This is a genomic window from Streptomyces sp. NPDC034084 (assembly GCF_055575535.1).
In genome coordinates this window covers 38,862-61,576 of record NZ_JBVISK010000005.1, presented here as the reverse complement: position 1 = coordinate 61,576, position 22,715 = coordinate 38,862, and the positions used below count along the sequence as shown (strand labels likewise).

Annotated in this window: 18 protein-coding genes and 4 tRNA genes; 12 read left to right on the top strand and 10 right to left on the bottom strand. The window is 70.6% G+C overall.

Annotated features, from left to right (window positions below):
* Positions 1-119: 119 nt before the first annotated feature.
* From ACZ51I_RS18780 to ACZ51I_RS18770, 3 genes are all read left to right on the top strand, one after another.
* The gene (locus ACZ51I_RS18780; RefSeq protein ID WP_468876973.1) at positions 120-2,072 is read left to right on the top strand and encodes a M48 family metalloprotease; all 1,953 of its coding nucleotides are present in this window, start codon (positions 120-122) and stop codon (positions 2,070-2,072) included.
* A gap of 168 nt (positions 2,073-2,240) precedes the next feature.
* On the top strand, positions 2,241-3,701 hold the full coding sequence (locus ACZ51I_RS18775; RefSeq protein ID WP_468876970.1) for a N,N-dimethylformamidase beta subunit family domain-containing protein: 1,461 nt from the start codon (positions 2,241-2,243) through the stop codon (positions 3,699-3,701).
* A gap of 118 nt (positions 3,702-3,819) precedes the next feature.
* Positions 3,820-4,731 (top strand): phosphoribosylaminoimidazolesuccinocarboxamide synthase, encoded by a 912-nt coding sequence (locus tag ACZ51I_RS18770; RefSeq protein WP_468876967.1) that lies wholly within the window; start codon positions 3,820-3,822, stop codon positions 4,729-4,731.
* A gap of 43 nt (positions 4,732-4,774) precedes the next feature.
* Here the strand turns inward: ACZ51I_RS18770 and ACZ51I_RS18765 are convergent.
* The 4 genes from ACZ51I_RS18765 to ACZ51I_RS18750 form a co-directional block, all read right to left on the bottom strand.
* Positions 4,775-4,850 (bottom strand) — tRNA-Gly (locus tag ACZ51I_RS18765).
* Between the two features lie 137 nt (positions 4,851-4,987).
* Positions 4,988-5,060 (bottom strand) — tRNA-Gly (locus ACZ51I_RS18760).
* Positions 5,061-5,140: 80 nt separating this feature from the next.
* Positions 5,141-5,212 (bottom strand) — tRNA-Gly (locus ACZ51I_RS18755).
* Positions 5,213-5,346: 134 nt separating this feature from the next.
* Entirely contained in the window at positions 5,347-5,709 is a 363-nt protein-coding gene (locus ACZ51I_RS18750) for a histone-like nucleoid-structuring protein Lsr2 (RefSeq protein ID WP_468876965.1), read from the bottom strand.
* A 366-nt stretch (positions 5,710-6,075) separates the two neighbouring features.
* Here ACZ51I_RS18750 and purS point away from each other — a divergent pair, with 366 nt between their 5' ends.
* Genes purS through purL form a run of 3 tightly spaced genes read left to right on the top strand, consistent with a single transcriptional unit; the run spans position 6,076 to position 9,283 of the window.
* Positions 6,076-6,321, top strand: a complete 246-nt coding sequence (purS, locus tag ACZ51I_RS18745; RefSeq protein ID WP_015035032.1) for a phosphoribosylformylglycinamidine synthase subunit PurS — start codon at positions 6,076-6,078, stop codon at positions 6,319-6,321.
* Positions 6,318-6,998, top strand: a complete 681-nt coding sequence (purQ, locus tag ACZ51I_RS18740) for a phosphoribosylformylglycinamidine synthase subunit PurQ (protein WP_225804323.1) — start codon at positions 6,318-6,320, stop codon at positions 6,996-6,998. Before purS ends, purQ begins: the two co-directional genes overlap by 4 nt.
* Positions 6,998-9,283, top strand: coding sequence for a phosphoribosylformylglycinamidine synthase subunit PurL (gene purL / locus ACZ51I_RS18735; protein ID WP_468876961.1), 2,286 nt, complete (start codon positions 6,998-7,000; stop codon positions 9,281-9,283). The genes purQ and purL overlap by 1 nt, the downstream gene beginning before the upstream one ends.
* A 51-nt stretch (positions 9,284-9,334) precedes the next feature.
* Here purL and ACZ51I_RS18730 read toward each other — a convergent pair whose 3' ends face one another.
* Positions 9,335-9,742, bottom strand: coding sequence for a nuclear transport factor 2 family protein (locus ACZ51I_RS18730; RefSeq protein ID WP_468876960.1), 408 nt, complete (start codon positions 9,740-9,742; stop codon positions 9,335-9,337).
* Between the two features lie 67 nt (positions 9,743-9,809).
* On the opposite strand from ACZ51I_RS18730, the gene ACZ51I_RS18725 reads away from it, so the two are divergent.
* The 4 genes from ACZ51I_RS18725 to purM all read left to right on the top strand — a co-directional run bounded on the left by ACZ51I_RS18725 (position 9,810) and on the right by purM (position 14,315).
* Complete coding sequence (locus ACZ51I_RS18725; RefSeq protein ID WP_468876957.1) at positions 9,810-10,598, top strand: maleylpyruvate isomerase family mycothiol-dependent enzyme; 789 nt, start codon at positions 9,810-9,812, stop codon at positions 10,596-10,598.
* A gap of 38 nt (positions 10,599-10,636) precedes the next feature.
* Positions 10,637-11,443 (top strand): META domain-containing protein, encoded by an 807-nt coding sequence (locus ACZ51I_RS18720; RefSeq protein WP_468876955.1) that lies wholly within the window; start codon positions 10,637-10,639, stop codon positions 11,441-11,443.
* A gap of 216 nt (positions 11,444-11,659) precedes the next feature.
* Entirely contained in the window at positions 11,660-13,186 is a 1,527-nt protein-coding gene (gene purF, locus ACZ51I_RS18715; protein ID WP_468876953.1) for an amidophosphoribosyltransferase, read from the top strand.
* Positions 13,187-13,235: 49 nt separating this feature from the next.
* Complete coding sequence (gene purM / locus ACZ51I_RS18710; RefSeq protein ID WP_468876950.1) at positions 13,236-14,315, top strand: phosphoribosylformylglycinamidine cyclo-ligase; 1,080 nt, start codon at positions 13,236-13,238, stop codon at positions 14,313-14,315.
* A gap of 132 nt (positions 14,316-14,447) precedes the next feature.
* Here purM and ACZ51I_RS18705 read toward each other — a convergent pair whose 3' ends face one another.
* Positions 14,448-14,702 (bottom strand): DUF3073 domain-containing protein, encoded by a 255-nt coding sequence (locus ACZ51I_RS18705; protein ID WP_468876947.1) that lies wholly within the window; start codon positions 14,700-14,702, stop codon positions 14,448-14,450.
* Positions 14,703-15,014: 312 nt separating this feature from the next.
* Positions 15,015-16,106 (bottom strand): Leu/Phe/Val dehydrogenase, encoded by a 1,092-nt coding sequence (locus ACZ51I_RS18700; protein ID WP_468876945.1) that lies wholly within the window; start codon positions 16,104-16,106, stop codon positions 15,015-15,017.
* Positions 16,107-16,261: 155 nt separating this feature from the next.
* Here ACZ51I_RS18700 and ACZ51I_RS18695 point away from each other — a divergent pair, with 155 nt between their 5' ends.
* Positions 16,262-17,122 carry a DUF8083 family protein gene (locus tag ACZ51I_RS18695; protein WP_468876943.1) on the top strand — a complete coding sequence of 287 codons (861 nt, stop codon included), beginning with the start codon at positions 16,262-16,264 and terminating at the stop codon, positions 17,120-17,122.
* A gap of 534 nt (positions 17,123-17,656) precedes the next feature.
* Positions 17,657-17,863, top strand: coding sequence for a developmental transcriptional regulator BldC (gene bldC / locus ACZ51I_RS18690; RefSeq protein ID WP_003949541.1), 207 nt, complete (start codon positions 17,657-17,659; stop codon positions 17,861-17,863).
* Between the two features lie 380 nt (positions 17,864-18,243).
* On the opposite strand, the gene ACZ51I_RS18685 is transcribed toward bldC, so the two are convergent.
* From ACZ51I_RS18685 to hrpA, 3 genes are all read right to left on the bottom strand, one after another.
* Positions 18,244-18,435, bottom strand: a complete 192-nt coding sequence (locus ACZ51I_RS18685; RefSeq protein ID WP_468876941.1) for a DUF6274 family protein — start codon at positions 18,433-18,435, stop codon at positions 18,244-18,246.
* A 125-nt stretch (positions 18,436-18,560) separates the two neighbouring features.
* A tRNA-Asp gene (locus tag ACZ51I_RS18680) sits at positions 18,561-18,634 on the bottom strand.
* A gap of 99 nt (positions 18,635-18,733) precedes the next feature.
* Positions 18,734-22,711: an ATP-dependent RNA helicase HrpA gene (gene hrpA, locus ACZ51I_RS18675; RefSeq protein WP_468876938.1), complete on the bottom strand. Its 3,978-nt coding sequence runs from the start codon at positions 22,709-22,711 to the stop codon at positions 18,734-18,736.
* Positions 22,712-22,715: the final 4 nt, after the last annotated feature.

Sequence of the window (22,715 nt, the reverse complement as noted above, 5' to 3'; positions counted from 1 at the left end):
GGTGCGGCGAAGGCGTTCCGGCACTTGGCCCACCGGCATTGCGATGTCAGTGGCGGGTGCCACAGTGGGGGAGTGAGCAACACCGCCACAGGCAGTCCCGTCGAGGGCAGGAGGGGGTGATGAACGGCGTGTCCGGTACCGGTTCCGTTGTCGGCGAGGAGTGGGGTGCGCGCGCCGCGCGCTCCCGGGCCCTCGCCGTCCTCCGCGTCCGCGGCAGGGCGCTGGGCCTCGCGGTGTTCCCCGCCGCGGTGGCCGTCGTCCTGTACGCGGGCGGGGTCACCGGCCACTTCACCGGGGCGGTCTGGGACACGGCCCGCTGGATCGTGACCGTCCTCGCCGTCCTCGTCCTCCTGGCCGCCGCGGCCGTCGCGCTCGTCGTCGCCCGGGCCCGTCCGGCGGCCACGCCGACGGTGGAGCTCGCCGAGACCGCCGCCCCCGATCTGTACCGGCTGGTCCGTGATCTGGCCGACCGGCTCGGTGTCCCGGCGCCCGCGGCGATAGCCCTCACCCCGGACTGCGACAGCTGGCTGGAGGACCGCACCCACCGGGCCCACCGCCCGCACCGCACCTCCGGCGGCGACGGCGCTCCTGTCCTGGTCATAGGGTCGCCCTTCCTGTGGTGGATGCGCGTCGGCGAGCTGCGGGCGGTCCTCGCCCCGGTCGTCGCCGGTACGGGACCGGCCGCCCACCCCGACATAGCCGCCGCCCGCCGCTTCGTCCGCGGCCTGGACGCCGCCGTCGCCGTGCCCCGCGACCCCGGCCTCGACCCGCTCCGCCGGTTCGGCGCGCACGGCGTCGGGCAGGTCGCCCGCGTGCTGCTGCGGGCCTGCCGCGGGCACGCCGCCGAGATGGAGCGCGGGGTCGCCGCCGCGGGCTCGGAGCGGGCCCAGGCCGTGGACTACGGCGTGCGGATCGTGGCCCAGGAGCAGGTCGGCCTGGCCTACGCGGGCTGGGACCGGCTCCTCACCCGGGTCGCGTTGCCCGCCTGGCGCATGGGTCGCTGGCCCGCCAAGCTCGACGCGGGCGTGGTCTCCGCCCTGACCGAGCTCTCCCGCCGGGACCGGCTCGCGGACGGCTTCTCCTCCCGGCTCGGCGAGCGGCCCGCCTGCGATCTTCTGGAGGAGCCCGGCGCCGTCGACGAGGCCACCTCGCTGCTCGCCGCCCGTCTCTTCCACGGCGGCCCGGCCGAGCCCGGCCCCGACTGGGCCCCGGTGGAGTGGAGCCAGTACCCGGAAGAGGTCGTCGACCGGAAGTGGCGGACCGACGCGGCGCGCCTGCACCGGGTCCTCGACGGCCTCGGCGTGGCCGACGCGGGCGACGGCCGGCCCTCGGGCGCCTCGGGCCCGACCCTGACCCGCGTGATGGCCCACCTGACGACGACCCAGCCCGCCCCGGCCTCCGCCGCCGGGCCCGCGCTCGAGGGTGCCCCCGACGAGTACACGGCCGCCACGTACGCGGCCGACGAGTACACGGCCGGCGAGGACGCGGCCGGCGAGGACGCGGACGATCCGGTCAACCCCGCCGCCGAGGCCCTCGCCGGAGCGCTCAGCGCGCTCCTCGCGCGGGAGGAGGCGGCCAGGGAGGCCCGCGTCGCCGCGGCGGCCGCGACGGCCCGTACCACCAGGAAGGGCGGCGGGACCGGCGCCTCCGACCCCGCGGGCCGCGCCGAGGGCACCAGCACCGCCAGCCCCACCGGCCCTGCCGACCCCACCGGCCCCACCAGCACCTCCCACGCCCCCAGCCCCACCCCTCCGCCCCCCGCACCCCCTCACCCCCCCGTCAGCGGTCCCGACGGCCCCCTGCCGCTGTTCCCGCTCCAGCCGCCCCGTACCGGGCGCGACCTCCTCGCCGACCACGTGACCGCGATGGTCTGCTGCGCGGCCGTGGACACCGCCGAGGCCGTGCCCGGCCTCGACTGGCTCGACGGACCGGCCCTCCTCGTCGGCGGCGAGCGGGCGGCGGACCTCGGCCCCCGCGTCCTCGCGCTCGTCGAAGACGGCGACCCGGAGCCCCTGCGGGCCTGGCTCACCCGCACCGGAGTGCGGCCGGAGAAGCCCGTACGCCTGGTCTGAGGGGCTCTCGCGGCGGCCCTACCCGGAGGCTTGGCTTCCACTCTCACCGATTCACGACGAACGGTGACGGAACGCGTGCGTTATGTGATGTGCTGGGACCGTCACTGACAGAAGCAGGATCCAAAGGCACTGACCAGCCGACCCGGGGGAGTCGAGGGAGGGGCGCACATGGGGGCGGAGCAGATCAGACGGTGGGAGTCGGGTGCGCTCGCGCACGCCGTCTCCGATCCCTTCGGCCAGGGCCCGCTGCCCTGGCTGCGCGGCTCGGAGAACTACTTCGACGACACCGGGCAGATGGTCCCCTGGTACGCGGACGAGATCCTGGCCCGGGGCGGCAGCGGCCGCCCGCGCACGGCCGACGACGTCCGGCGCCAGATCAAGGGCTTCGCCTCCGACGGCGCGGTCGCGCCGGGCGAGTCGATCGACTTCCACATCACCGTGGACCCGCCGCAGCAGTTCTCGGTCGATGTCTACCGGATCGGGCACTACGGCGGCGACGGCGCCGCGAAGATCACCACCAGCCCGCGCCTCTCCGGGATCGTCCAGCCGGCGCCCCTCACCGCCGACCGCACGGTCTCCTGTCACCACTGGTGGCAGTCCTGGCGGCTCCAGGTCCCCACGTACTGGTCGGTCGGCGCGTACGTCGCCGTGCTCACCACCGCCGACGGCCACCGCTCGCACATCCCCTTCACGGTCCGCGACGACCACCCGGCGGATCTGCTCCTCCTTCTCCCGGACGTGACCTGGCAGGCGTACAACCTCTACCCGGAGGACGGCCGCACCGGCGCCAGCCTCTACCACGCCTGGGACGAGGAGGGCCGGTTGCTCGGCGAGGAGGACGCGGCCGTCACCGTCTCCTTCGACCGGCCGTACGCGGGCGCGGGGCTGCCCCTGCACGTCGGGCACGCCTACGACTTCATCCGCTGGGCCGAGCGCTACGGCTACGACCTGGCGTACGCGGAGACCCGCGACCTGCACGCGGGCCGGGTCGACCCGAGCCGCTACCGGGGTCTCGTCTTCCCGGGCCACGACGAGTACTGGTCGGTGCCGATGCGCAGGACCGCCGAACTCGCCCGCGACCAGGGCACGTCCCTCGTCTTCCTCTCCGCCAACACCATGTACTGGCAGGTGGAGCTGGGCCCTTCGCCGTCCGGGGTGCCGGACCGCCTCCTCACGTGCCGCAAGCGGCGCGGCCCCGGCCGCCCCGCGCTCTGGCGCGAGGTCGACCGGCCCGAGCAGCAGCTCCTCGGCATCCAGTACGCGGGGCGGGTGCCCGAACCGCACCCGCTGGTCGTGCGGAACGCCGACCACTGGCTCTGGGAGGCGACCGGCGCGGGTGACGGCGACGAGCTCCCGGGCCTGGTGGCGGGCGAGGCCGACCGCTACTTCCCGCGCACGGCGCTGCCGGAGCACGAGGGCCGCATCCTGCTCGCGCACTCGCCCTACCGCGACGGCGAGGGGGCCCTGCGCCACCAGGAGACCTCCCTCTACCGGGCTCCCTCGGGCGCCTGGGTCTTCGCCTCCGGCACCTTCGCCTGGTCGCCGGCGCTGGACCGGCCGGGTCATGTCGACGCCCGGGTCCAGCGCGCCACCGCGAACCTCCTCGACCGGATCTGTAAGAGGGACTGACCACGAGGACCGACCAGCGGGGCCGACCGGATGAGGGGTCGCCGGGCCCGACCGCCGTCTCCGTCCGCGTGTGCGAGAGAATCGGACTCGCTCCTGGATCAACCTACGCGGAGGAACCGTGTCCGGATTCGTAGAAAAGCCCGAGCCCGCCCAGGTCCCGGGCCTCACCCATCTCCACACGGGCAAGGTCCGCGACCTGTACCGGAACGAGGCGGGCGACCTCGTCATGGTGGCGAGCGACCGCATGTCGGCCTATGACTGGGTGCTGCCCACCGAGATCCCCGACAAGGGCCGCGTCCTCACCCGGCTCTCCCTCTGGTGGTTCGACCGGCTCTCCGACCTCGTCCCGAACCACGTGCTCTCCACCGAGCTGCCGGCCGGCGCCCCCGCCGACTGGGAGGGCCGCACGCTGATCTGCAAGTCCCTGACCATGGTCCCGGTCGAGTGCGTCGCCCGCGGCTACCTCACCGGCTCCGGCCTCCTCGAGTACGACGAGTCCCGTACGGTCTGCGGCCTCGCGCTTCCGGAGGGCCTCAGCGACGGCTCCGAGCTGCCCGCCCCGATCTTCACCCCGGCCACCAAGGCCGCGGTCGGCGACCACGACGAGAACGTGTCGTACGAGGAGGTCGCCCGCCAGGTCGGCGCCGAGACGGCCGCCGTACTGCGCCAGATGACCCTCGCCGTGTACAGCCGGGCCCGTGACATCGCCCGCGACCGGGGCATCATCCTCGCCGACACCAAGTTCGAGTTCGGCTTCGAGAGCACCCCGGAGGGCCCCCGGCTCGTCCTCGCCGACGAGGTCCTCACCCCGGACTCGTCCCGCTTCTGGCCGGCCGACCAGTGGCAGCCGGGCCGTGCCCAGCCCTCGTACGACAAGCAGTTCGTACGGGACTGGCTGACGTCCCCGGCCTCGGGCTGGGACCGCAAGAGCGAGCAGCCCCCGCCGCCCCTCCCGCAGGAGATCGTGGAGGCGACCCGCGCCAAGTACATCGAGGCGTACGAGCTGCTGACCGGGCACGCCTGGTCCTAGGGAACGAGAAAGCCCCCGGTCGGTTCGACCGGGGGCTTCTTCATGGAGCGGACGACGAGATTCGAACTCGCGACCCTCACCTTGGCAAGGTGATGCTCTACCAACTGAGCCACGTCCGCATGCGCCGTAGCGCGCTGCTAACTATACCCAACGTCCCGGGTGCTTGTGGCACGTCATCGTGTGGGGCCCTTCACACCCGGCGCGCGGATACGACGAAGGCCCCGGTTCCTGAGAACCGGGGCCTTCGCACTTCCTGAGCGGACGACGAGATTCGAACTCGCGACCCTCACCTTGGCAAGGTGATGCTCTACCAACTGAGCCACGTCCGCATTGCTGCCGCTCAGCTCTCACTGGGCGGTGCGAGCACCACTCTACCTGATGCACCGGAGTGCTCGGTAACGCGATGCAGAGCGGGTGACAGGAATTGCACACTGCGCCTTCCCCCTGGAAGGGGGCTGTTCTGCTACTGAACTACACCCGCACGCTGCGTGGGGTTCGGCCCTGCGGCCTCGCCCCTCGGCGTGATCCAGACTCTAGCGGATCATGGGGGGTGCAATGCAAATCGGCTCGGCCGACCCGCTCGGCCCCCTGCGGCCGGCCGCTCGCCGGCCACCCTCAGCTCGCGGCGCGGAAGGCCTCGTAGACGCGCTTCGGGATCCGGCCCCGGGCCGGTACGTCCATCTTGTTGGACTGGGCCCAGGCGCGGACCGCCGCCGGATCGGGGGCGAGAGCGGTGTGCGTGTACGAGTCCGCCGAGGCGCGCCGGCCGCCCGCCGTCCCGCCCGCTCCGTACGCCGCCCGGGCCGGCAGCTTGCGGCCGGCGGCGAGGTAGGGCGCGAGGGCCTTGCGGAGTTTCTTTGCATTGGCAGCATTCAGGTCGATCTCGTACATCTTCCCGTCGAGGCCGAACGCGACCGTTTCAGCCGCTTCTCCGCCGTCGATGTCGTCGGAGAGAGTGACCACCACACGTTGAGCCACGGATATCGGTCCTTTCCTGCGGCCGTCGAGGCCGGGAGGGCGCTTGTGGCGCCCCTGACGTGCGACGATGCCGACCGTACGGCTGTGTCGGGACAATACTGCTTTCTTCTGGATTCCTTTGTACAGCGGCGGGTGTCGCATTGTGAAGCCCCGTCAATTGTTTCAGCGTGTCCCGGTGCAATGCGGTCCGCAATATTTCACTCGAATTTTGGGCGGGGGCGTGTGTCGGGCGCGTGGAGGTCGTCCGTGTGACGCACACCGCTCCGAACCGGACTTTTGTAGGATCCTTCAGATCTCTACCCGCGTAGAATTTGGAGGCAGGTACGCTGAGGGAACCGCCCACGCAACACACCACCGGGAGTGCCAGTGGCACGCGTCGTAGTCGACGTCATGCTCAAGCCGGAGATCCTCGACCCTCAGGGGCAGGCGGTGCAGCGTGCACTGCCCCGCCTGGGATTCGCTGGAATCGCCGACGTCCGTCAGGGGAAGCGCTTCGAGCTGGAGGTGGAGGGACCGGTCGACGACGCCGCCCTCGCCCGCATCCATGAGATGGCCGAAACCTTCCTTGCCAACACCGTGATCGAAGACTTCGTCGTGAAGGTGGAGTCGTGACCGCACGCATCGGCGTCGTCACGTTCCCCGGAACCCTCGACGACCAGGACGCGCTGCGTGCCGCCCGCCTGGCGGGCGCCGAGCCCGTCTCGCTCTGGCACCGCGACAAGGACCTCAAGCAGGTCGACGCCGTGGTCCTGGCCGGCGGTTTCTCCTACGGCGACTACCTGCGGGCTGGAGCCATCTCCCGCTTCTCGCCGGTGATGGAGACCATCATCGAGCAGGCGAAGGCGGGCATGCCCGTCCTCGGCATCTGCAACGGCTTCCAGATCCTCACCGAGGCCCACCTGCTGCCGGGCGCGATGCTGCGCAACAACCACCTCCACTTCATCTGCCGCGACCAGAAGCTGCGGGTGGAGAACGCGGAGACCGCCTGGACCTCGGACTACACCGAGGGCCAGGAGATCGAGGTCCCGCTCAAGAACATGGACGGCCGGTACGTCGCCGACGAGCGCACGCTCGACGAGCTGGAGGCCGAGGGGCGGGTCGCCTTCCGCTACCTGGACATGAACCCCAACGGCTCGCTGCGTGACATCGCGGGCATCACCAACGCCGCGGGCAACGTGGTCGGCCTCATGCCGCACCCGGAGCACGCCGTCGAGCCGCTGGTCGGCACCGGCAAGACGGACGGCCTCGGTTTCTTCACCTCGATCCTCAAGAAGCTGGTCAACGCCTGATGCTGCCTTCTTCCGGGGGACGACCCCCGTCCCCCCGATCTCTCGACACCGTCAAGCACGCGAGCGAGACGCCGGACAGCGAGCAGCCCTGGAAGGAGCTCGGCCTCAAGGAGGACGAGTACGCGCGCATCCGCGAGATCCTCGGCCGCCGTCCCACCGGCGCCGAGCTCGCCATGTACTCCGTCATGTGGTCCGAGCACTGCTCGTACAAGAGCAGCAAGGTCCACCTGAAGCAGTTCGGCGAGAAGGTCCCCGCCAACGACGCCATGCTCGTCGGCATCGGCGAGAACGCGGGCGTCGTCGACGTCGGCCAGGGGTACGCGGTCACCTTCAAGGTCGAGTCGCACAACCACCCCTCGTACATCGAGCCCTACCAGGGCGCGGCCACCGGCGTCGGCGGCATCGTCCGCGACATCCTCGCCATGGGCGCCCGCCCGGTCGCGGTCGTCGACCCGCTGCGCTTCGGCGCGGCCGACCACCCCGACACCAAGCGCGTGCTGCCCGGTGTCGTCGCCGGCATCGGCGGCTACGGCAACTGCCTGGGCCTCCCGAACATCGGCGGCGAGGTCGTCTTCGACTCCTGCTACCAGGGCAACCCGCTGGTCAACGCCGGCTGCATCGGCGTGATGAAGCACGAGGACATCCACCTCGCCAAGGCCTCGGGACCCGGTAACAAGGTCATCCTGTACGGCGCCCGCACGGGTGGCGACGGCATCGGCGGCGTCTCGGTCCTCGCGTCCGAGACCTTCGACGACACGAAGCCGACGAAGCGCCCCGCCGTCCAGGTCGGCGACCCCTTCCAGGAGAAGCTCCTCATCGAGTGCACCCTGGAGATCTTCAAGGAGAAGCTGGTCGCGGGCATCCAGGACCTCGGCGGCGCCGGGCTCTCCTGCGCCACGTCCGAGCTGGCCTCCGCCGGTTCCGGCGGCATGCGGGTCGACCTCGACAAGGTGCACCTGCGCGACGCGACGCTCTCGCCCGAGGAGATCCTCATGAGCGAGTCGCAGGAGCGCATGTGCGCGATCGTCGAGCCGCAGCACGTCGACCGCTTCCTGGAGATCTGCGAGAAGTGGGACGTCATCGCGGTCGTCATCGGTGAGGTGACCGAGGGCGAGCGGCTGGAGATCTTCTGGCACGGCGAGCAGATCGTCGACGTGCCGCCGCGCTCCGTCGCCCACGAGGGCCCGACCTACCACCGGCCGTTCGCGCGCCCGGACTGGCAGGACGCGCTCCAGGCCGACGACGCCGGCAAGCTGCCCCGACCGCAGAACGGCGCCGAGCTGAAGGACCAGGTCCTCAGGCTCGTCTCCTCCCCGAACCAGGCCTCGAAGTCCTGGATCACGGACCAGTACGACCGGTTCGTGCAGGGCAACACGGTCCTGGCGCAGCCCGAGGACGCGGGCATGGTCCGCATCGACGAGGAGACCAACCTCGGCGTGGCCATGGCGACCGACGGCAACGGCCGGTACGCCAAGCTCGACCCGTACACGGGCGCGCAGCTCGCGCTGGCGGAGGCGTACCGCAACGTCGCCGCCTCCGGCGCCAAGCCGCTGGCGATCTCGGACTGCCTGAACTTCGGTTCTCCCGAGGACCCGGCCGTGATGTGGCAGTTCGCCGAGGCCACCCGTGGTCTCGCGGACGGCTGCCTCCAGCTGGGCACCCCGGTGACCGGCGGCAACGTGTCGCTGTACAACCAGACCGGTGAGACCGCCATCCACCCGACGCCCGTCGTGGCCGTCCTCGGTGTGATCGACGACGTCAACCGCCGCACCCCGATCGCCTTCGCGGAAGAGGGCCAGCTCCTCTACCTGCTCGGCGACACCAAGGAGGAGTTCGGCGGTTCGGCCTGGTCCGAGGTGATCCACCAGCACCTCGGCGGCATGCCGCCGGCCGTGGACCTCGACCGGGAGAAGCTGCTCGGCGAGATCCTGATCTCGGCCTCCCGCGACGGCATGATCGACGCGGCGCACGACCTGTCCGACGGTGGTCTCGTCCAGGCGGTCGTGGAGTCCTGCCTGCGCGGCGGGAACGGCGCGCGGCTGGTCGTTCCGGAGGGCCTGGACGCCTTCACGTTCCTCTTCAGCGAGTCGGCCGGCCGTGCGGTCGTCGCCGTCCCGCGCAGCGAGGAACTCCGCTTCACCGACATGTGCGGTGCGCGCGGTCTCCCGGCGACCCGGATCGGTGTCGTCGACGGCGACGCGATCGACGTCCAGGGCGAGTTCACGCTCTCCCTCACGGAGCTGCGCGAGGCCCACGAGGCGACGATCCCGGCCCTGCTGGCCTGAGGTTCCGTCGTACGACGGCCCCCGCCCCTTCCGGGCGGGGGCCGTCCGCGTTCAGCCGGTGCCCCAGAAGGCGTCCGACTCCGTGATGTCCGCCATGCACTCGTCGATGTCGGAGATCTTGCCGCCGATGATCGTGAAGAAGAGGCCGCCCTCCATCTCGATGCCCCGGTCGTTCCGGTCGGCGTGCCACTTGTGGACGGACATGGCGTGGCCCCGGCCGTCCGGGTAGACGCCCTTGAGCTCCACGCGGAAGGTGCCGCCGGTCAGCTCGGAGAGCTTCGCGTAATGGCCCAGGACGTTGTCCCGGCCCTTGAAGTGTCCGGACATCTGGCTGTCGCCGGGCGCATGGTGGGTGCAGTCGCTGGTCATCAGGGAGATGAGCGTCTCCATGTCGCCGGCGGTGAACGCTTCGTAGCCCCGGCGCACCAGCGCCGCGTCGGGGTGCTCGTGGTGGGTCATGGTCCCGTCGCCTGCTTTCGCTGCGGATCGGCTCCGTTCCTTCCAGTCTCGGGGCTAGCCTCTGGCCATGCCACCTGCCAAGAAGCGCACCCGCAGCTACGACTCCGCCAGGACCCGGGCCGCCGTCCTGGCCCAGTTCCGGAACGTACGGGAGGCGGTGGTGGCGCTCACGCCGGAGCAGCTGGACGGGCCGACCAGGCTGGGGGAGTGGACGGTGCGGGAGCTGGTGGCGCACGTGACGATGGTGCTCGCGTCCCTGTCCCGGAAGCTCGCGGAGCCGGAGCCCGCGCGGCGGGAACTCGCCCTGGTCGACTGGCCTCTGGCCACGGCGACGGCGGCGGGGAGCATCGACGAGGACACCCGGGCGATCGACACGGGCGACCTGCCGGCGCTGTACGCGGAGACCCTCGCGCGGTACGAGGAGGCGGTCGCGGCCGCTTCCGACGAGCGGCTCGTCCCGACCCGCTTCGGCGCGATGCTCCTCGGGGACTTCCTCGTCACCCGCACCGTCGAGCTCGTCGTCCACACCGACGACCTGAACGCGGCGACCGGCGCCGGCATCCCGTACGACCGCCAGGCCCTCGCCGCCTGCACCCGGCTGCTCGCCGACGCGCTCGCGGCGAAGGCGCCGGGCGGGGCGGTCGAGGTGCGGATCCCGCCGTACGCGGTGGTGCAGTGCGTGGAGGGCCCCCGGCACACCCGGGGCACCCCGCCCAACGTGGTGGAGACGGACCCGCTGACCTGGATCAGGCTCGCGACGGGCCGTACGGAGTGGTCGGCGGAACGGGACGCGGCGCATGTCAGCGCGAGCGGGGAACGGGCGGATCTGGAGGCCCTGCTGCCCCTGATGGGCTAACCCAGGAACCGTACGGCGGCCCGCTCCGTCCCATCCACATGTCGAAGCCACGCGCACTCGTCGTCCTGGTCCCCCTCCTCCTGCTCACCGCCTGCGGTACGGAAGGAGGGGCGGGGAGCGGCGGGGGCGCGGGACAGCCCGACCTGCCGGTCGCCGGCACGCACTGGACGGTCGACGCCGTCACCGTCGACGGCCGCAGGTCCACCGCGCCCGACGGCGCGCGCGTCGCCTTCGAGGACGGCCGGGCCCGGGGGAACACCGGCTGCAACACCTTCGACGCCGGCGTCGAGCTGAAGGGCGACACCCTCACCGTCTCCCCGGACGGGGTGACCGAGATCGGGTGCCCCGCCGACCGGCAGCGCTTCGAGAAGGAGCTGCTCAAGGCGTTCTCCGGTCCGCTGAAGGGGACGCTGAAGGGCGAGGACCTGCGGCTGGCCTCCGCCGACGGCCGGAACGGCCTGGAGCTGACCGCCGAACCGGCCGCCCCGCTCCGCGGCACCACCTGGAAGGTCGACGGGCTGGTCTCGAAGGAGACGGCGTCCTCCCTGCCCGCCGGAAGCGGCGGCAAGGCCCGGCTCGTCCTCGGCGCCGACGGCCGGATCACCGGCAACCTCGGCTGCAACGACTTCTCCGCCACCGCCCGCCTCGACGAGAAGGCCAGGACCCTCACCGTCGAGGGCCCGGCCGCGACGACCCGGATGATGTGCACGAGCCCGCAGATGAAGCTGGAGACGGAGCTGTACGAGCTCCTCGACGGGCCGCTCACCTATCGGTTGAACCACCGAACGCTGACCCTCACCGACGCCTCCGGCAAGGGCCTCACGGCCACCGCGACCGCCCGCTGAGCGGACGCCGACTGCGGCGTCCGTCACATCGCGGGGCCGCCCCGGGCCTGGTACGAGCGTCCGCTCGCCGGGGCCCGGGGGCCGGAATCCCTTACCCCGCCTGCTCTGTGGCCCTCTCCAACCCCGAATCGATCATTTCGTGCGATCGCACGAGTGCGACCACCCCCGCATTTCCTCAATTCGGACCAGTGGTCGAGCCCGTCTACACTCGGAAACGTGCCACGTGGTGACGGTCGACTCAATCACGACCTGCTTCCCGGAGAGAAAGGCCCCCAGGACGCTTGTGGCGTCTTCGGTGTCTGGGCTCCGGGTGAAGAGGTCGCAAAGCTCACGTACTTCGGGCTCTACGCCCTCCAGCATCGGGGTCAGGAATCCGCGGGAATCGCGGTCAGCAATGGCTCCCAGATCCTCGTCTTCAAGGACATGGGACTTGTGTCCCAGGTCTTCGACGAGACCTCTCTCGGTTCCCTCCAAGGTCATATCGCGGTCGGTCACGCCCGCTACTCGACCACCGGGGCCTCCGTGTGGGAGAACGCGCAGCCGACGTTCCGGGCGACCGCCCACGGCTCGATCGCGCTCGGCCACAACGGGAACCTGGTGAACACGGCGCAGCTCGCCGAGATGGTCGCCGACCTGCCCAAGAAGGAAGGCCGCGCGACCCAGGTCGCCGCCACCAACGACACCGACCTGGTCACCGCGCTCCTCGCGGGCCAGGTGGACGAGGACGGCACGCCGCTCACCATCGAGCAGGCGGCCGCGAAGGTCCTCCCCGAGGTCCGGGGCGCCTTCTCCCTCGTCTTCATGGACGAGCACACGCTCTACGCGGCCCGTGACCCGCAGGGCATCCGCCCGCTGGTCCTCGGTCGGCTGGAGCGCGGCTGGGTGGTCGCCTCCGAGTCCGCCGCTCTCGACATCTGCGGTGCCAGCTACGTCCGCGAGGTCGAGCCGGGCGAGATGATCGCGATCGACGAGAACGGCATGCGTACCTCGCGATTCGCGGAAGCGAAGCCCAAGGGCTGTGTCTTCGAGTACGTGTACCTGGCCCGACCCGACACGGACATCGCCGGCCGGAACGTGTACCTCTCCCGCGTGGAGATGGGCCGTCGCCTCGCCAAGGAGGCGCCCGTCGAGGCCGACCTGGTGATAGCGACGCCGGAGTCCGGCACCCCGGCCGCCATCGGCTACGCCGAGGCCTCGGGCATCCCCTTCGGCGCCGGCCTGGTGAAGAACGCCTACGTCGGGCGCACCTTCATCCAGCCCTCCCAGACCATCCGCCAGCTGGGCATCCGGCTGAAGCTGAACCCCCTCAAGGAAGTCATCAAGGGGAAGAAGCTCGTGGTCGTCGACGACTCGATCGTCCGCGGCAACACCCAGCGCGCCCTGGTCCGGATGCTCCGCGAGGCCGGTGCGGCCGAGGTCCACATCCGGATCTCCTCGCCGCCGGTCAAGTGGCCCTGCTTCTTCGGCATCGACTTCGCGACCCGCGCGGAGCTGATCGCCAACGGGATGTCGGTCGAGGAGATCGGCAAGTCGCTGGGCGCGGACTCGCTCTCGTACATCTCCCTGGAGGGGATGATCGAGGCGACCACGATCCAGAAGCCGAACCTCTGCCGTGCCTGCTTCGACGGCGAGTACCCGATGGAGCTCCCGGACCCCGAGCTGCTCGGCAAGCAGCTCCTGGAGACCGAGCTGGCCGCCGGCCCGGCCGCCACCGCGGCCTCCGACGCGCTCCGTCGTCCGTAAGACCCCGCCGCAACCGCTGCAACCGCAGTACGACACGAAAGTTCCCAGCATGTCTGAGTCCCTCAGTGCCGAAGGCGGCGCCAGCTACGCGAGCGCGGGCGTCGACATCGAAGCGGGCGACCGCGCCGTCGAGCTCATGAAGGAGTGGGTGAAGAAGACGCAGCGCCCCGAGGTCCTCGGCGGCCTCGGCGGATTCGCCGGCCTCTTCGACGCCTCCGCCCTCAAGCGCTACGAGCGCCCGCTGCTCGCCTCGGCGACCGACGGCGTCGGCACGAAGGTCGACATCGCCCGACAGATGGGCGTGTACGACACGATCGGCCACGACCTGGTCGCGATGGTCATGGACGACATCGTCGTCTGCGGCGCCGAGCCGCTCTTCATGACCGACTACATCTGCGTCGGCAAGGTCCACCCCGAGCGGGTCGCCGCCATCGTCAAGGGCATCGCCGAGGGCTGTGTCCTCGCCGGCTGCGCCCTGGTCGGCGGCGAGACGGCGGAGCACCCGGGCCTCCTCGGCCCGGACGACTTCGACGTGGCCGGCGCGGGCACGGGTGTCGTGGAGTACGACCGGCTGCTCGGCGCCGACCGCATCCGTACGGGTGACGCGGTCATCGCCATGGCGTCCTCGGGCCTTCACTCCAACGGGTACTCGCTCGTCCGGCACGTGGTCTTCGACCGCGCCGGCATGACCCTCGACCAGCGGGTCGAGGAGCTCGGCCGGACCCTCGGCGAGGAGCTCCTGGAGCCCACGAAGATCTACTCGCTGGACTGCCTGGCCCTCACCCGGACCACGGACGTCCACGCCTTCAGCCACATCACGGGAGGCGGTCTCGCCGCCAACCTGGCGCGGGTGATCCCGGACGGGCTGCACGCCACGGTCGACCGTTCGACCTGGGCGCCGGGCGCGATCTTCGACCTGGTCGGCAAGGCCGGCCAGGTGGAGCGCCTGGAGCTGGAGAAGACCCTGAACATGGGCGTCGGCATGATGGCCGTCGTGCCGGCCGAGTCCGTGGACGTGGCCCTGGCGACGCTGGAGGACCGCGGGGTCGAGGCCTGGGTCGCGGGCGAGATCACCGAGCGCGGGGCGCACACGACCGGCGCGGAGCTGGTCGGGGACTACCAGAGGTAAACACGAGACGTACGAGGCGGGGCGCTCCTGCGGGGCGCCCCGTCGGCGTATCCGCTCTCCGCGCCGTCAGCGCGCGGACAGCACAGAAACCCGGCCGGGTGACCCCGGTCCGGGTTTCGGTGATTCAGAAGGTCAAGCGCGACGCGGGGACGCACTCGGACCGGACTGGTCGTCCTCGTCCTCGTCGTCCGTGTTGTAGAGATCCGCGTACTGGGCGTACGGGTCGTCTTCCTCGTCGTCGTCCTCGAACGGCTCGCCATTCGGCGGCTGACTCGAAGTCGAAGCGCCCAGCTCATTGGCCAGACGCGTCAGGTCCGTCCCGCCGCTGCTGTACTTCAGCTGGCGGGCGACCTTGGTCTGCTTGGCCTTTGCCCGGCCGCGCCCCATGGCTCGACCCCCTCGGTGACGGGGCTCGTCGGCCCCAGAGTCTTGACACGCGTTCATGGTTCGGAACGGACTCTCGACAGAGAGACCGGTCCGTAGGGCTTCAACGGTACCTGTTTCCGTGGGTCTACGGTACGCCGCGCGCATCACATACCCCGGTACAGAACCTTCGAGGAGCCCTTTCCTCGCTGGTCAATCGCGATTTTAACCTCTTCTCGACGGCCGACCCGCCGAGGGGCGTGAGCGAAGTCTCCCTGAGGACCCCGCTCAGGCGCCCCGGCGGCGGGCCGGCCCCCGTGCTGCCGGGCGCCCGGATCAGCCGCGGCGGGCCTCCGCCATGCGCTGCTCGGCGATCCGGTCGGACGCCGCCGCCGGCGGAATGCCGTCGGCCTTCGCACGTGCGAAGATCTCCAGGGTGGTGTCGAAGATCTTCGTGGCCTTCGCCTTGCAGCGGTCGAAGTCGAAGCCGTGCAGCTCGTCGGCGACCTGGATCACGCCACCGGCGTTGACCACGTAGTCGGGCGCGTAGAGGATCCCGCGTTCCACGAGGTCCTTCTCGATGCCCGGGTGGGCGAGCTGGTTGTTGGCCGCGCCGCAGACGATGCTCGCGGTCAGGAAGGGCACGGTCTCCTCGCTCAGGGCGCCGCCCAGCGCGCAGGGCGCGTAGATGTCGAGGCCCTCGACGCGGATGAGCGCGTCCGTGTCGGCGACCACCGCGACCTGCGGGTGCTTGTCGGTGATCCGGCGCACGGACTCCTCGCGCACATCGGTGACGACGACCTCGGCGCCGTCCTCCAGGAGGTGCTCGACGAGGTAGTGGCCGACCTTGCCGACGCCCGCGACGCCGACCTTGCGGCCGCGCAGGCTCGGGTCGCCCCACAGGGTCTGCGCGGAGGCGCGCATGCCCTGGAAGACGCCGAAGGCGGTGAGGACGGAGGAGTCGCCGGCGCCGCCGTTCTCGGGGGAGCGGCCGGTCGTCCACTTGTTCTCGCGGGCGACGACGTCCATGTCGGCGACGTAGGTGCCGACGTCGCAGGCCGTCACGTACCGGCCGCCGAGGGATGCGACGAAGCGCCCGTAGGCGAGGAGGAGCTCCTCCGTCTTGATCTTCTCCGGGTCGCCGATGATGACGGCCTTGCCGCCGCCGTGGTCGAGACCGGCCATGGCGTTCTTGTACGACATGCCGCGCGCCAGGTTGAGCGCGTCGGCGATCGCCGCGGCCTCGGTGGCGTACGGGTAGAAACGGGTGCCGCCGAGGGCGGGGCCCAGGGCGGTGGAGTGGAGGGCGATGACGGCCTTGAGGCCGGTGGCGCGGTCCTGGCACAGCACGACTTGCTCGTGGCCACCCTGCTCCGAGTGGAAGAGGGTGTGCAGTACGTCAGCAGGAACGCCGGTCACATCGGTCACGGTGGTGACTCCCAAGTACGAAGCGGCGGTGGCGGACCTCCCTGCGGGTGGGGGAGGACCAGTTCGGCAAGAGAGTAAGTCCTACCTGTGCGTAGATCGGCCGCAGTGCTGAGGATCACCCCCTCCGGGAGTACCTCCGTGGAAGGATTTGCGACATGTCGGTCGCCTCCACGGTCCCCGTTCCCTACGCGTCCTATCTCCGGGTGTACGAGCCGCTGGCCGCGTTCCCCGAGCCGGAGCGGTCCCACTGGGCCCGGTACGCCCGCCGGGCCCGCGTCCCGGGGGCGCAGGAGGAGCTGCGCCGCTCGCTAGCGGACCTGCTGCCGACGCCCCCGGTGCCGGTGCCGGTCCACGAGAGCGGGGAGGCCTTCGTCGCGCATCTGGACGGGGCGGTGGTGATCTGCCCGTGGCGGACCCGGCTGCGCGGCTGGCTGGCCCTGGAGGAGCTGACGGCCGGCTCGTACCCGGCGCCGGTGCTCGACGCGATGCTGCCGCCGGTGGTCCGCGCCCAGGTGGCGAGCGACTACGAGCGGTGGCTGAGCAGGAACCCGGACGCGCGGCCGTGGATCCGTACGGGCGTCTGGCAGGTGCCGCTGCGCTGGTTCGCGCTCTTCGGCGACGAGGAGCGGGAGTACGAGCCGGGGGACCCGGGAGGCGGGGACGGGGGCCGGGCGCCGGTGCTGCGCTACCGGACGACGATGGCGCAGGCGCGGCGGAGGCTCGCGCGGGCACTGAAGGCCCTGCGGGAGTCGATCGACGACGGTCCGATGACGCAGGGACTGGTCGAGGTGGGGCGCTGGCTGGAGGAGTTCCATCCGCGGGCGCTCGTGGAGCTGGACTTCGGCGGTCTGGTGCACGCCGTGCCGGCCCGGTGGCTGGCGGAGGACCGGTCGGCGGCCCAGCTGGCGGAGGGGATCGCGGCGCTGCGGGCCGGGGACGGCGAGGCGGCGGGCGAGGTGTACGGGCGGCTCGCGGAGCGCTGGCGGACGGTGAGGGACCTTCGCTTCGCGAATTGACATCAGTCGGACAGATTCGTCAGGTCGGTATCGACAAGACATGTCAGGCGGGTGTAAATGATCTTCATGCGGGTGGGAGACGCCGCGCAGGGACGTTGGTCCCGATCCGGGCCTTTGGCTCAAGCGTGACGGACAGCACGTAACGCCCCCTTGCGCCCATCGCCCACCCTCGTGCCAAAATAGGACAAGGAGTCCGGGGAGGGTTCCTTCCGTCCATCTTCGGGCGGAATGCTCAGCATTGCACTCTATGGGGGGTCTGAGGGCTCCTGATCGTCCTGTGACTGATCGTCACAGTGGCGTGACTGTCCGTTATGGCATGGTCAGTCGACTTCCGCCGCTGATGAACACCTGCGAGGGCAATTCCATCGGTTTGGCCGACGCGGCTGGACGGATGGTGTAGTTGTAGTGCCGAGGACAAGCCGTTCGTCCTATAACCGACTCGACCCGCTTCTGCCATTTCGGGCAAGGCGGGTCAAGGTGCAGAATTTAGAGGAAAGAACCGAGATTGGTTCGGTTCTCCCGAGGAGGCCGCTCATGACCGCTCGCACCCCTGATGCCGAGCCGCTGCTGACCCCTGCCGAGGTTGCCACGATGTTCCGTGTGGACCCGAAGACGGTGACCCGTTGGGCCAAGGCGGGCAAGCTCACGTCCATCCGCACCCTGGGTGGGCACCGCCGGTACCGCGAGGCCGAGGTCCGCGCGCTGCTGGCGGGCATTCCGCAGCAGCGCAGCGAGGCCTGAGGTCGCGCGATACCCAGCATGACCTGCAACACCCCGTAACACCGGGCCCGTCCGGATCCCCCAATCCGGCCGCCCACCCCTAGTACTGCCGACGGACTCCTGCCCCAACAGGTCTTCGTCAACGATCGCGCTGGACTCCGCCGGGTCCAGCGCGATCTTCTTTTTGTGTCCGGCGCCGGCCGGTCGTGTCCCCCGCCGCCGGGTTGTGTCCGGCGCCACCCCGTGAACTCTGGTGCAATTGCACATATTAAATCGGGCCGGTGTAGGGAGGGTGTAAGTGCAGGGGTTTCTGAAACGCTTTCAGTGACTCCCGTCACATCGCGGAAGTCTTGCCAAGGAACAGCCTCCCACTTCGCGGAGTGCCCCCAACCCGCCGTTGGTCATGGGTCGGTGGGACTTTCGTCCTCCGTGGACTCCGCCGGCTCCTCGACCTCCGGAGCCTCCATGGCGAGCCTCAGGAGGCGATGGCAGACCACGCAGTCGCGGGTGAGGTGTCCGTACCGCGACGCGGCCGCCAGATGGGCACGCAGCAGTGCCCGAGTGTCGTGTCGTGCTGCGGACGCCGCGGCCATGCGCGACCACCTCCGGTGTGGGCCCCCGATTCCCTGAAGTCCGGGGTACCGGCGGGCGCGCGGCCCCGTCAAGACACGGGAACGCAACGAAGGCCCGCATCTCGCGATGCGGGCCTTCACAGAGGCGATCCTGACGGGACTTGAACCCGCGACCTCCACCTTGACAGGGTGGCGAGCTAACCAACTGCTCCACAGGACCTCGTTGCGAGTCAGACTGTACAGCAGGTCAGGGGGTCAGGTCGAACTCACCGACGGCGAGGTCCCGCGCACGGGGCCGGCCAGGCCGAAAGGCGGGCGTTCACGGGGCCGCCGCGTCGATCGCCTTCACGATCCGCTTGTCCGACACCGGGTACGCCGTCCCCAGCGCGTGCGCGAAGTAGCTCACCCGCAGCTCCTCGATCATCCAGCGGATGTCGGTGACCTCGGACGGCACCGGGCGTCCCTTGGGGAGCTGTTCGAGGAGCCAGGCGTACTCGTCCTGCATCTCCTGGACCTTCTCCATCCGGGTGGTGTCCCGCTGGACCCCGGTGGGCATCTGCTGGAGCCGCCGGTCCACCGCCACCAGGTAACGCATCAGGTCCGGAAGCCGCTTCAGGCCCGTACGGGTGACGAAGCCGGCCGGCATCAGCCAGGCGAGCTGCGCCCGCACGTCGGCCAGGTTGTGGATCAGGGCCAGGCTGTTCGTCGACTTCAGCCGGCGCTCGCAGGCCTGCCAGGCCGCCAGGATCTGCTGGACCTGGCCCACCGTCCGCACCGTCGTGTCGACGAGGTCGGCGCGGACCCTGTCGTACAGCTTCCGGAAGGACTCCTCGTCCCAGGCCGGGCCGCCGTGATCCGCGATCAGTCTGTCGGCGGCGGCGGTGGCGCAGTCGTCGAAGAGGGCCTGGATCGAGCCGTGCGGGTTCGACGACAGGGCCAGCTTCTGCTGGTTGGTCAGCTTGTCCGAGGCGAACTTCGCCGGGTTCACCGGGATGTTCAGCATGATCAGCTTCCGGGTGCCCCGCCACATCTCCTGCGCCTGCTCGGCCTCCGAGTCGAAGAGCCGCACGGCTACGGAATCGCCCTCGTCCACCAGAGCCGGGTACGCCTTCACCGGCTGACCGGCCCGCTTGGTCTCGAAGACCTTCGTGAGCGTCCCGATCGTCCAGTCCTTGAGGCCCGTGCGCTCCAGGGAGGGCCCGGAGCCGTCGGGGCCGCCCGTCGCCGCCGCGGCGGCCTTGGAGAGCGCCTGACGGGCCTTGGGGCGCAGCTTCAGCCGCAGCGTCTCCAGGTCCTTGTCCTCGGCCAGCTTCCGGCGCCGCTCGTCGACGATCCGGAACGTGATCTTGAGGTGCTCGGGGACCTTCGCCCAGTCGAAGTCCTCGGCCGTGACCGGGACGCCGACCATCCGCTGGAGCTCCCGGGCCAGCGCGCCCGTGAGCGGCTCCTGGACGGGCACGACCGCGTCCAGGAAGCGGCTCGCGAAGTTCGGCGCGGGCACGTAGTGGCGGCGGATCGGCTTCGGCAGGGAGCGGATCAGCTCCGTGACGACCTCCGCGCGCAGCCCCGGGATCTGCCACTCGAAGCCCTCGTCCGTCACCTGGTTGAGCACCTGGAGCGGGATGTGGACGGTGACGCCGTCCGCGTCCGCGCCCGGCTCGAACTGGTACGTCACCCGGAACTTCAGCGCGCCCTGGCGCCAGGAGTCCGGATAGTCGTCCTTGGTGACCGCCCCCGCCTTCTCATTGATGAGCATCTCGCGCTCGAAGTCGAGGAACTCCGCCGCAGCGCCCCCTTCGCGGAGCTTCCGCTTCCACCAGGAGTCGAAGTGGGCGCCGGACACGACGTGTTCGGGGACGCGCTTGTCGTAGAAGTCGAAGAGCGTCTCGTCGTCGACGAGGATGTCCCGGCGGCGGGCCCGGTGCTCCAGCTCCTCGACCTCGGTCAGGAGCTTGCGGTTGTCCGCGAAGAACTTGTGGTGGGTGCGCCAGTCGCCCTCGACCAGCGCGTTCCGGATGAACAGGTCGCGGGAGACCTCCGGGTCGATCCGCCCGTAGTTCACCTTGCGGTCGGCGACGATCGGGACGCCGTACAGCGTCACCTTCTCGAGGGCCATCACGGCCGCCTGGTCCTTCTCCCAGTGCGGCTCGCTGTACGTCTTCTTCACCAGGTGCTGCGCGAGCGGCTCGATCCACTCGGGCTCGATCCGGGCGTTTACCCGGGCCCAGAGCCGCGAGGTCTCCACCAGCTCGGCGGACATGACGAACCGCGGGGGCTTCTTGAAGAGCGCGGAGCCGGGGAAGATCGCGAACTTGGCGTTCCGCGCGCCCAGGTACTCGTTCCGGGTGCCCTCGCGCTTCGGGTCCCGGCTCTCCTTGCTCTCCTTCACGTCCTTGAGGCCGATGTGGGAGAGCAGACCGGCGAGCAGGGAGACGTGCACGGACTGCTCCGGCGCGTCCTCCTCGTTGAGGTGGATCCCCATCTGCTTGGCGACGGTCCGCAGCTGGGCGTAGATGTCCTGCCACTCGCGGATCCGCAGGAAGTTCAGGTACTCCTGCTTGCACATCCGGCGGAACGAGCTGGAGCCGCGCTCCTTCTGCTGCTCGCGGACGTAGCGCCAGAGGTTGAGGTACGCGAGGAAGTCGCTGGTCTCGTCCTTGAACCGGGCGTGCATCTGATCCGCCTGCGCCTGCTTCTCCGCCGGCCGCTCGCGCGGGTCCTGGATGGAGAGCGCCGCCGCGATCACCATGACCTCGCGGACGCAGCCGTTCTTGTCGGCCTCCAGGACCATCCGGGCCAGGCGCGGGTCCACGGGCAGCTGCGCGAGCTTCCGGCCCTGCTGGGTGAGCCGCTTCTTCGGGTCCTTCTCGTTCGGGTCGATCGCGCCGAGCTCGTGGAGGAGCTGCACGCCGTCCCGGATGTTCCGGTGGTCCGGCGGGTCGATGAAGGGGAACTTCTCGATGTCGCCGAGGCCGGCGGCGGTCATCTGGAGGATGACGGAGGCCAGGTTCGTACGGAGGATCTCGGCGTCCGTGAACTCCGGACGGGTGAGGAAGTCGTCCTCCGAGTACAGCCGGATGCAGATGCCGTCGGAGGTACGGCCGCAGCGGCCCTTGCGCTGGTTGGCGCTGGCCTGGCTGACCGGCTCGATCGGGAGGCGCTGCACCTTGGTCCGGTGCGAGTAGCGCGAGATGCGGGCGGTGCCCGGATCGATCACGTACTTGATGCCGGGAACGGTCAGGGAGGTCTCGGCGACGTTCGTCGCGAGGACGATCCGGCGGCCGGAGTGCGCCTGGAAGACCCGGTGCTGCTCGGCGTGCGACAACCGGGCGTAGAGCGGCAGGATCTCGGTGTTGCGCAGCTGCTTCTTGAGCAGCGCGTCGGCCGTGTCGCGGATCTCGCGCTCACCGGAGAGGAAGACCAGGACGTCGCCCGGCCCCTCGGCCTGGAGCTCGTCGACGGCGTCGCAGATCGCGGTGATCTGGTCCCGGTCGGACTCCTCGGAGTCCTCCTCCAGGAGGGGCCGGTAGCGGACCTCGACCGGATACGTGCGGCCGGAGACCTCGACGATCGGGGCGTCCCCGAAGTGGCGGGAGAAGCGCTCCGGGTCGATCGTCGCGGAGGTGATCACGACCTTGAGGTCGGGGCGCTTCGGAAGCAGCTGGGCCAGATAGCCGAGCAGGAAGTCGATGTTGAGGGACCGCTCGTGGGCCTCGTCGATGATGATCGTGTCGTACGCGCGCAGCTCGCGGTCCGTCTGGATCTCGGCGAGCAGGATGCCGTCCGTCATCAGCTTCACGAAGGTCGCGTCGGGGTTCACCTGGTCGGTGAAGCGGACCTTCCAGCCCACGGCCTCGCCGAGCGGGGTCCTCAGCTCCTCGGCGACGCGCTCCGCGACCGTGCGGGCGGCGATCCGGCGGGGCTGGGTGTGCCCGATCATGCCCCGGACGCCCCGGCCGAGCTCCAGACAGATCTTCGGGATCTGCGTGGTCTTTCCGGAACCCGTCTCACCGGCGACGATCACGACCTGGTGGTCGCGTATCGCCTCCAGGATCTCGTCCTTCTTCTGCGAGACGGGCAGCTGCTCGGGATACGTGACCGGGGGCACGCGGGAGGCGCGCCCGTCGACGCGCTCCTTGGCCTTGGCCGCCTCGACGGCGATCTCGTCCAGGACGGCCGCGCGGGCCTCGGGCTTGCGGATGCGGCGGGCGCCCTCGAGACGGCGGCCGAGCCGGTGGGAGTCCCGCAGCGAGACCTCGGCCAGGACGGACTGGAGGGCGGCGAAGGAAGTAGACATACGG

Bases quoted from the DNA above. Each gene is read 5' to 3' on its own strand.
- ACZ51I_RS18720 (WP_468876955.1), top strand. From the start codon at position 10,637: ATGTCGAAGCCACGCGCACTCGTCGTCCTGGTCCCCCTCCTCCTGCTC.
- ACZ51I_RS18780 (WP_468876973.1), top strand. From the start codon at position 120: ATGAACGGCGTGTCCGGTACCGGTTCCGTTGTCGGCGAGGAGTGGGGT.
- ACZ51I_RS18725 (WP_468876957.1), top strand. From the start codon at position 9,810: ATGCCACCTGCCAAGAAGCGCACCCGCAGCTACGACTCCGCCAGGACC.
- hrpA (WP_468876938.1), bottom strand. From the start codon at position 22,711: ATGTCTACTTCCTTCGCCGCCCTCCAGTCCGTCCTGGCCGAGGTCTCG.
- ACZ51I_RS18775 (WP_468876970.1), top strand. From the start codon at position 2,241: ATGGGGGCGGAGCAGATCAGACGGTGGGAGTCGGGTGCGCTCGCGCAC.
- ACZ51I_RS18695 (WP_468876943.1), top strand. From the start codon at position 16,262: ATGTCGGTCGCCTCCACGGTCCCCGTTCCCTACGCGTCCTATCTCCGG.
- purL (WP_468876961.1), top strand. From the start codon at position 6,998: ATGCTGCCTTCTTCCGGGGGACGACCCCCGTCCCCCCGATCTCTCGAC.
- purM (WP_468876950.1), top strand. From the start codon at position 13,236: ATGTCTGAGTCCCTCAGTGCCGAAGGCGGCGCCAGCTACGCGAGCGCG.
- ACZ51I_RS18685 (WP_468876941.1), bottom strand. From the start codon at position 18,435: ATGGCCGCGGCGTCCGCAGCACGACACGACACTCGGGCACTGCTGCGT.
- ACZ51I_RS18730 (WP_468876960.1), bottom strand. From the start codon at position 9,742: ATGACCCACCACGAGCACCCCGACGCGGCGCTGGTGCGCCGGGGCTAC.
- bldC (WP_003949541.1), top strand. From the start codon at position 17,657: ATGACCGCTCGCACCCCTGATGCCGAGCCGCTGCTGACCCCTGCCGAG.
- ACZ51I_RS18705 (WP_468876947.1), bottom strand. From the start codon at position 14,702: ATGGGGCGCGGCCGGGCAAAGGCCAAGCAGACCAAGGTCGCCCGCCAG.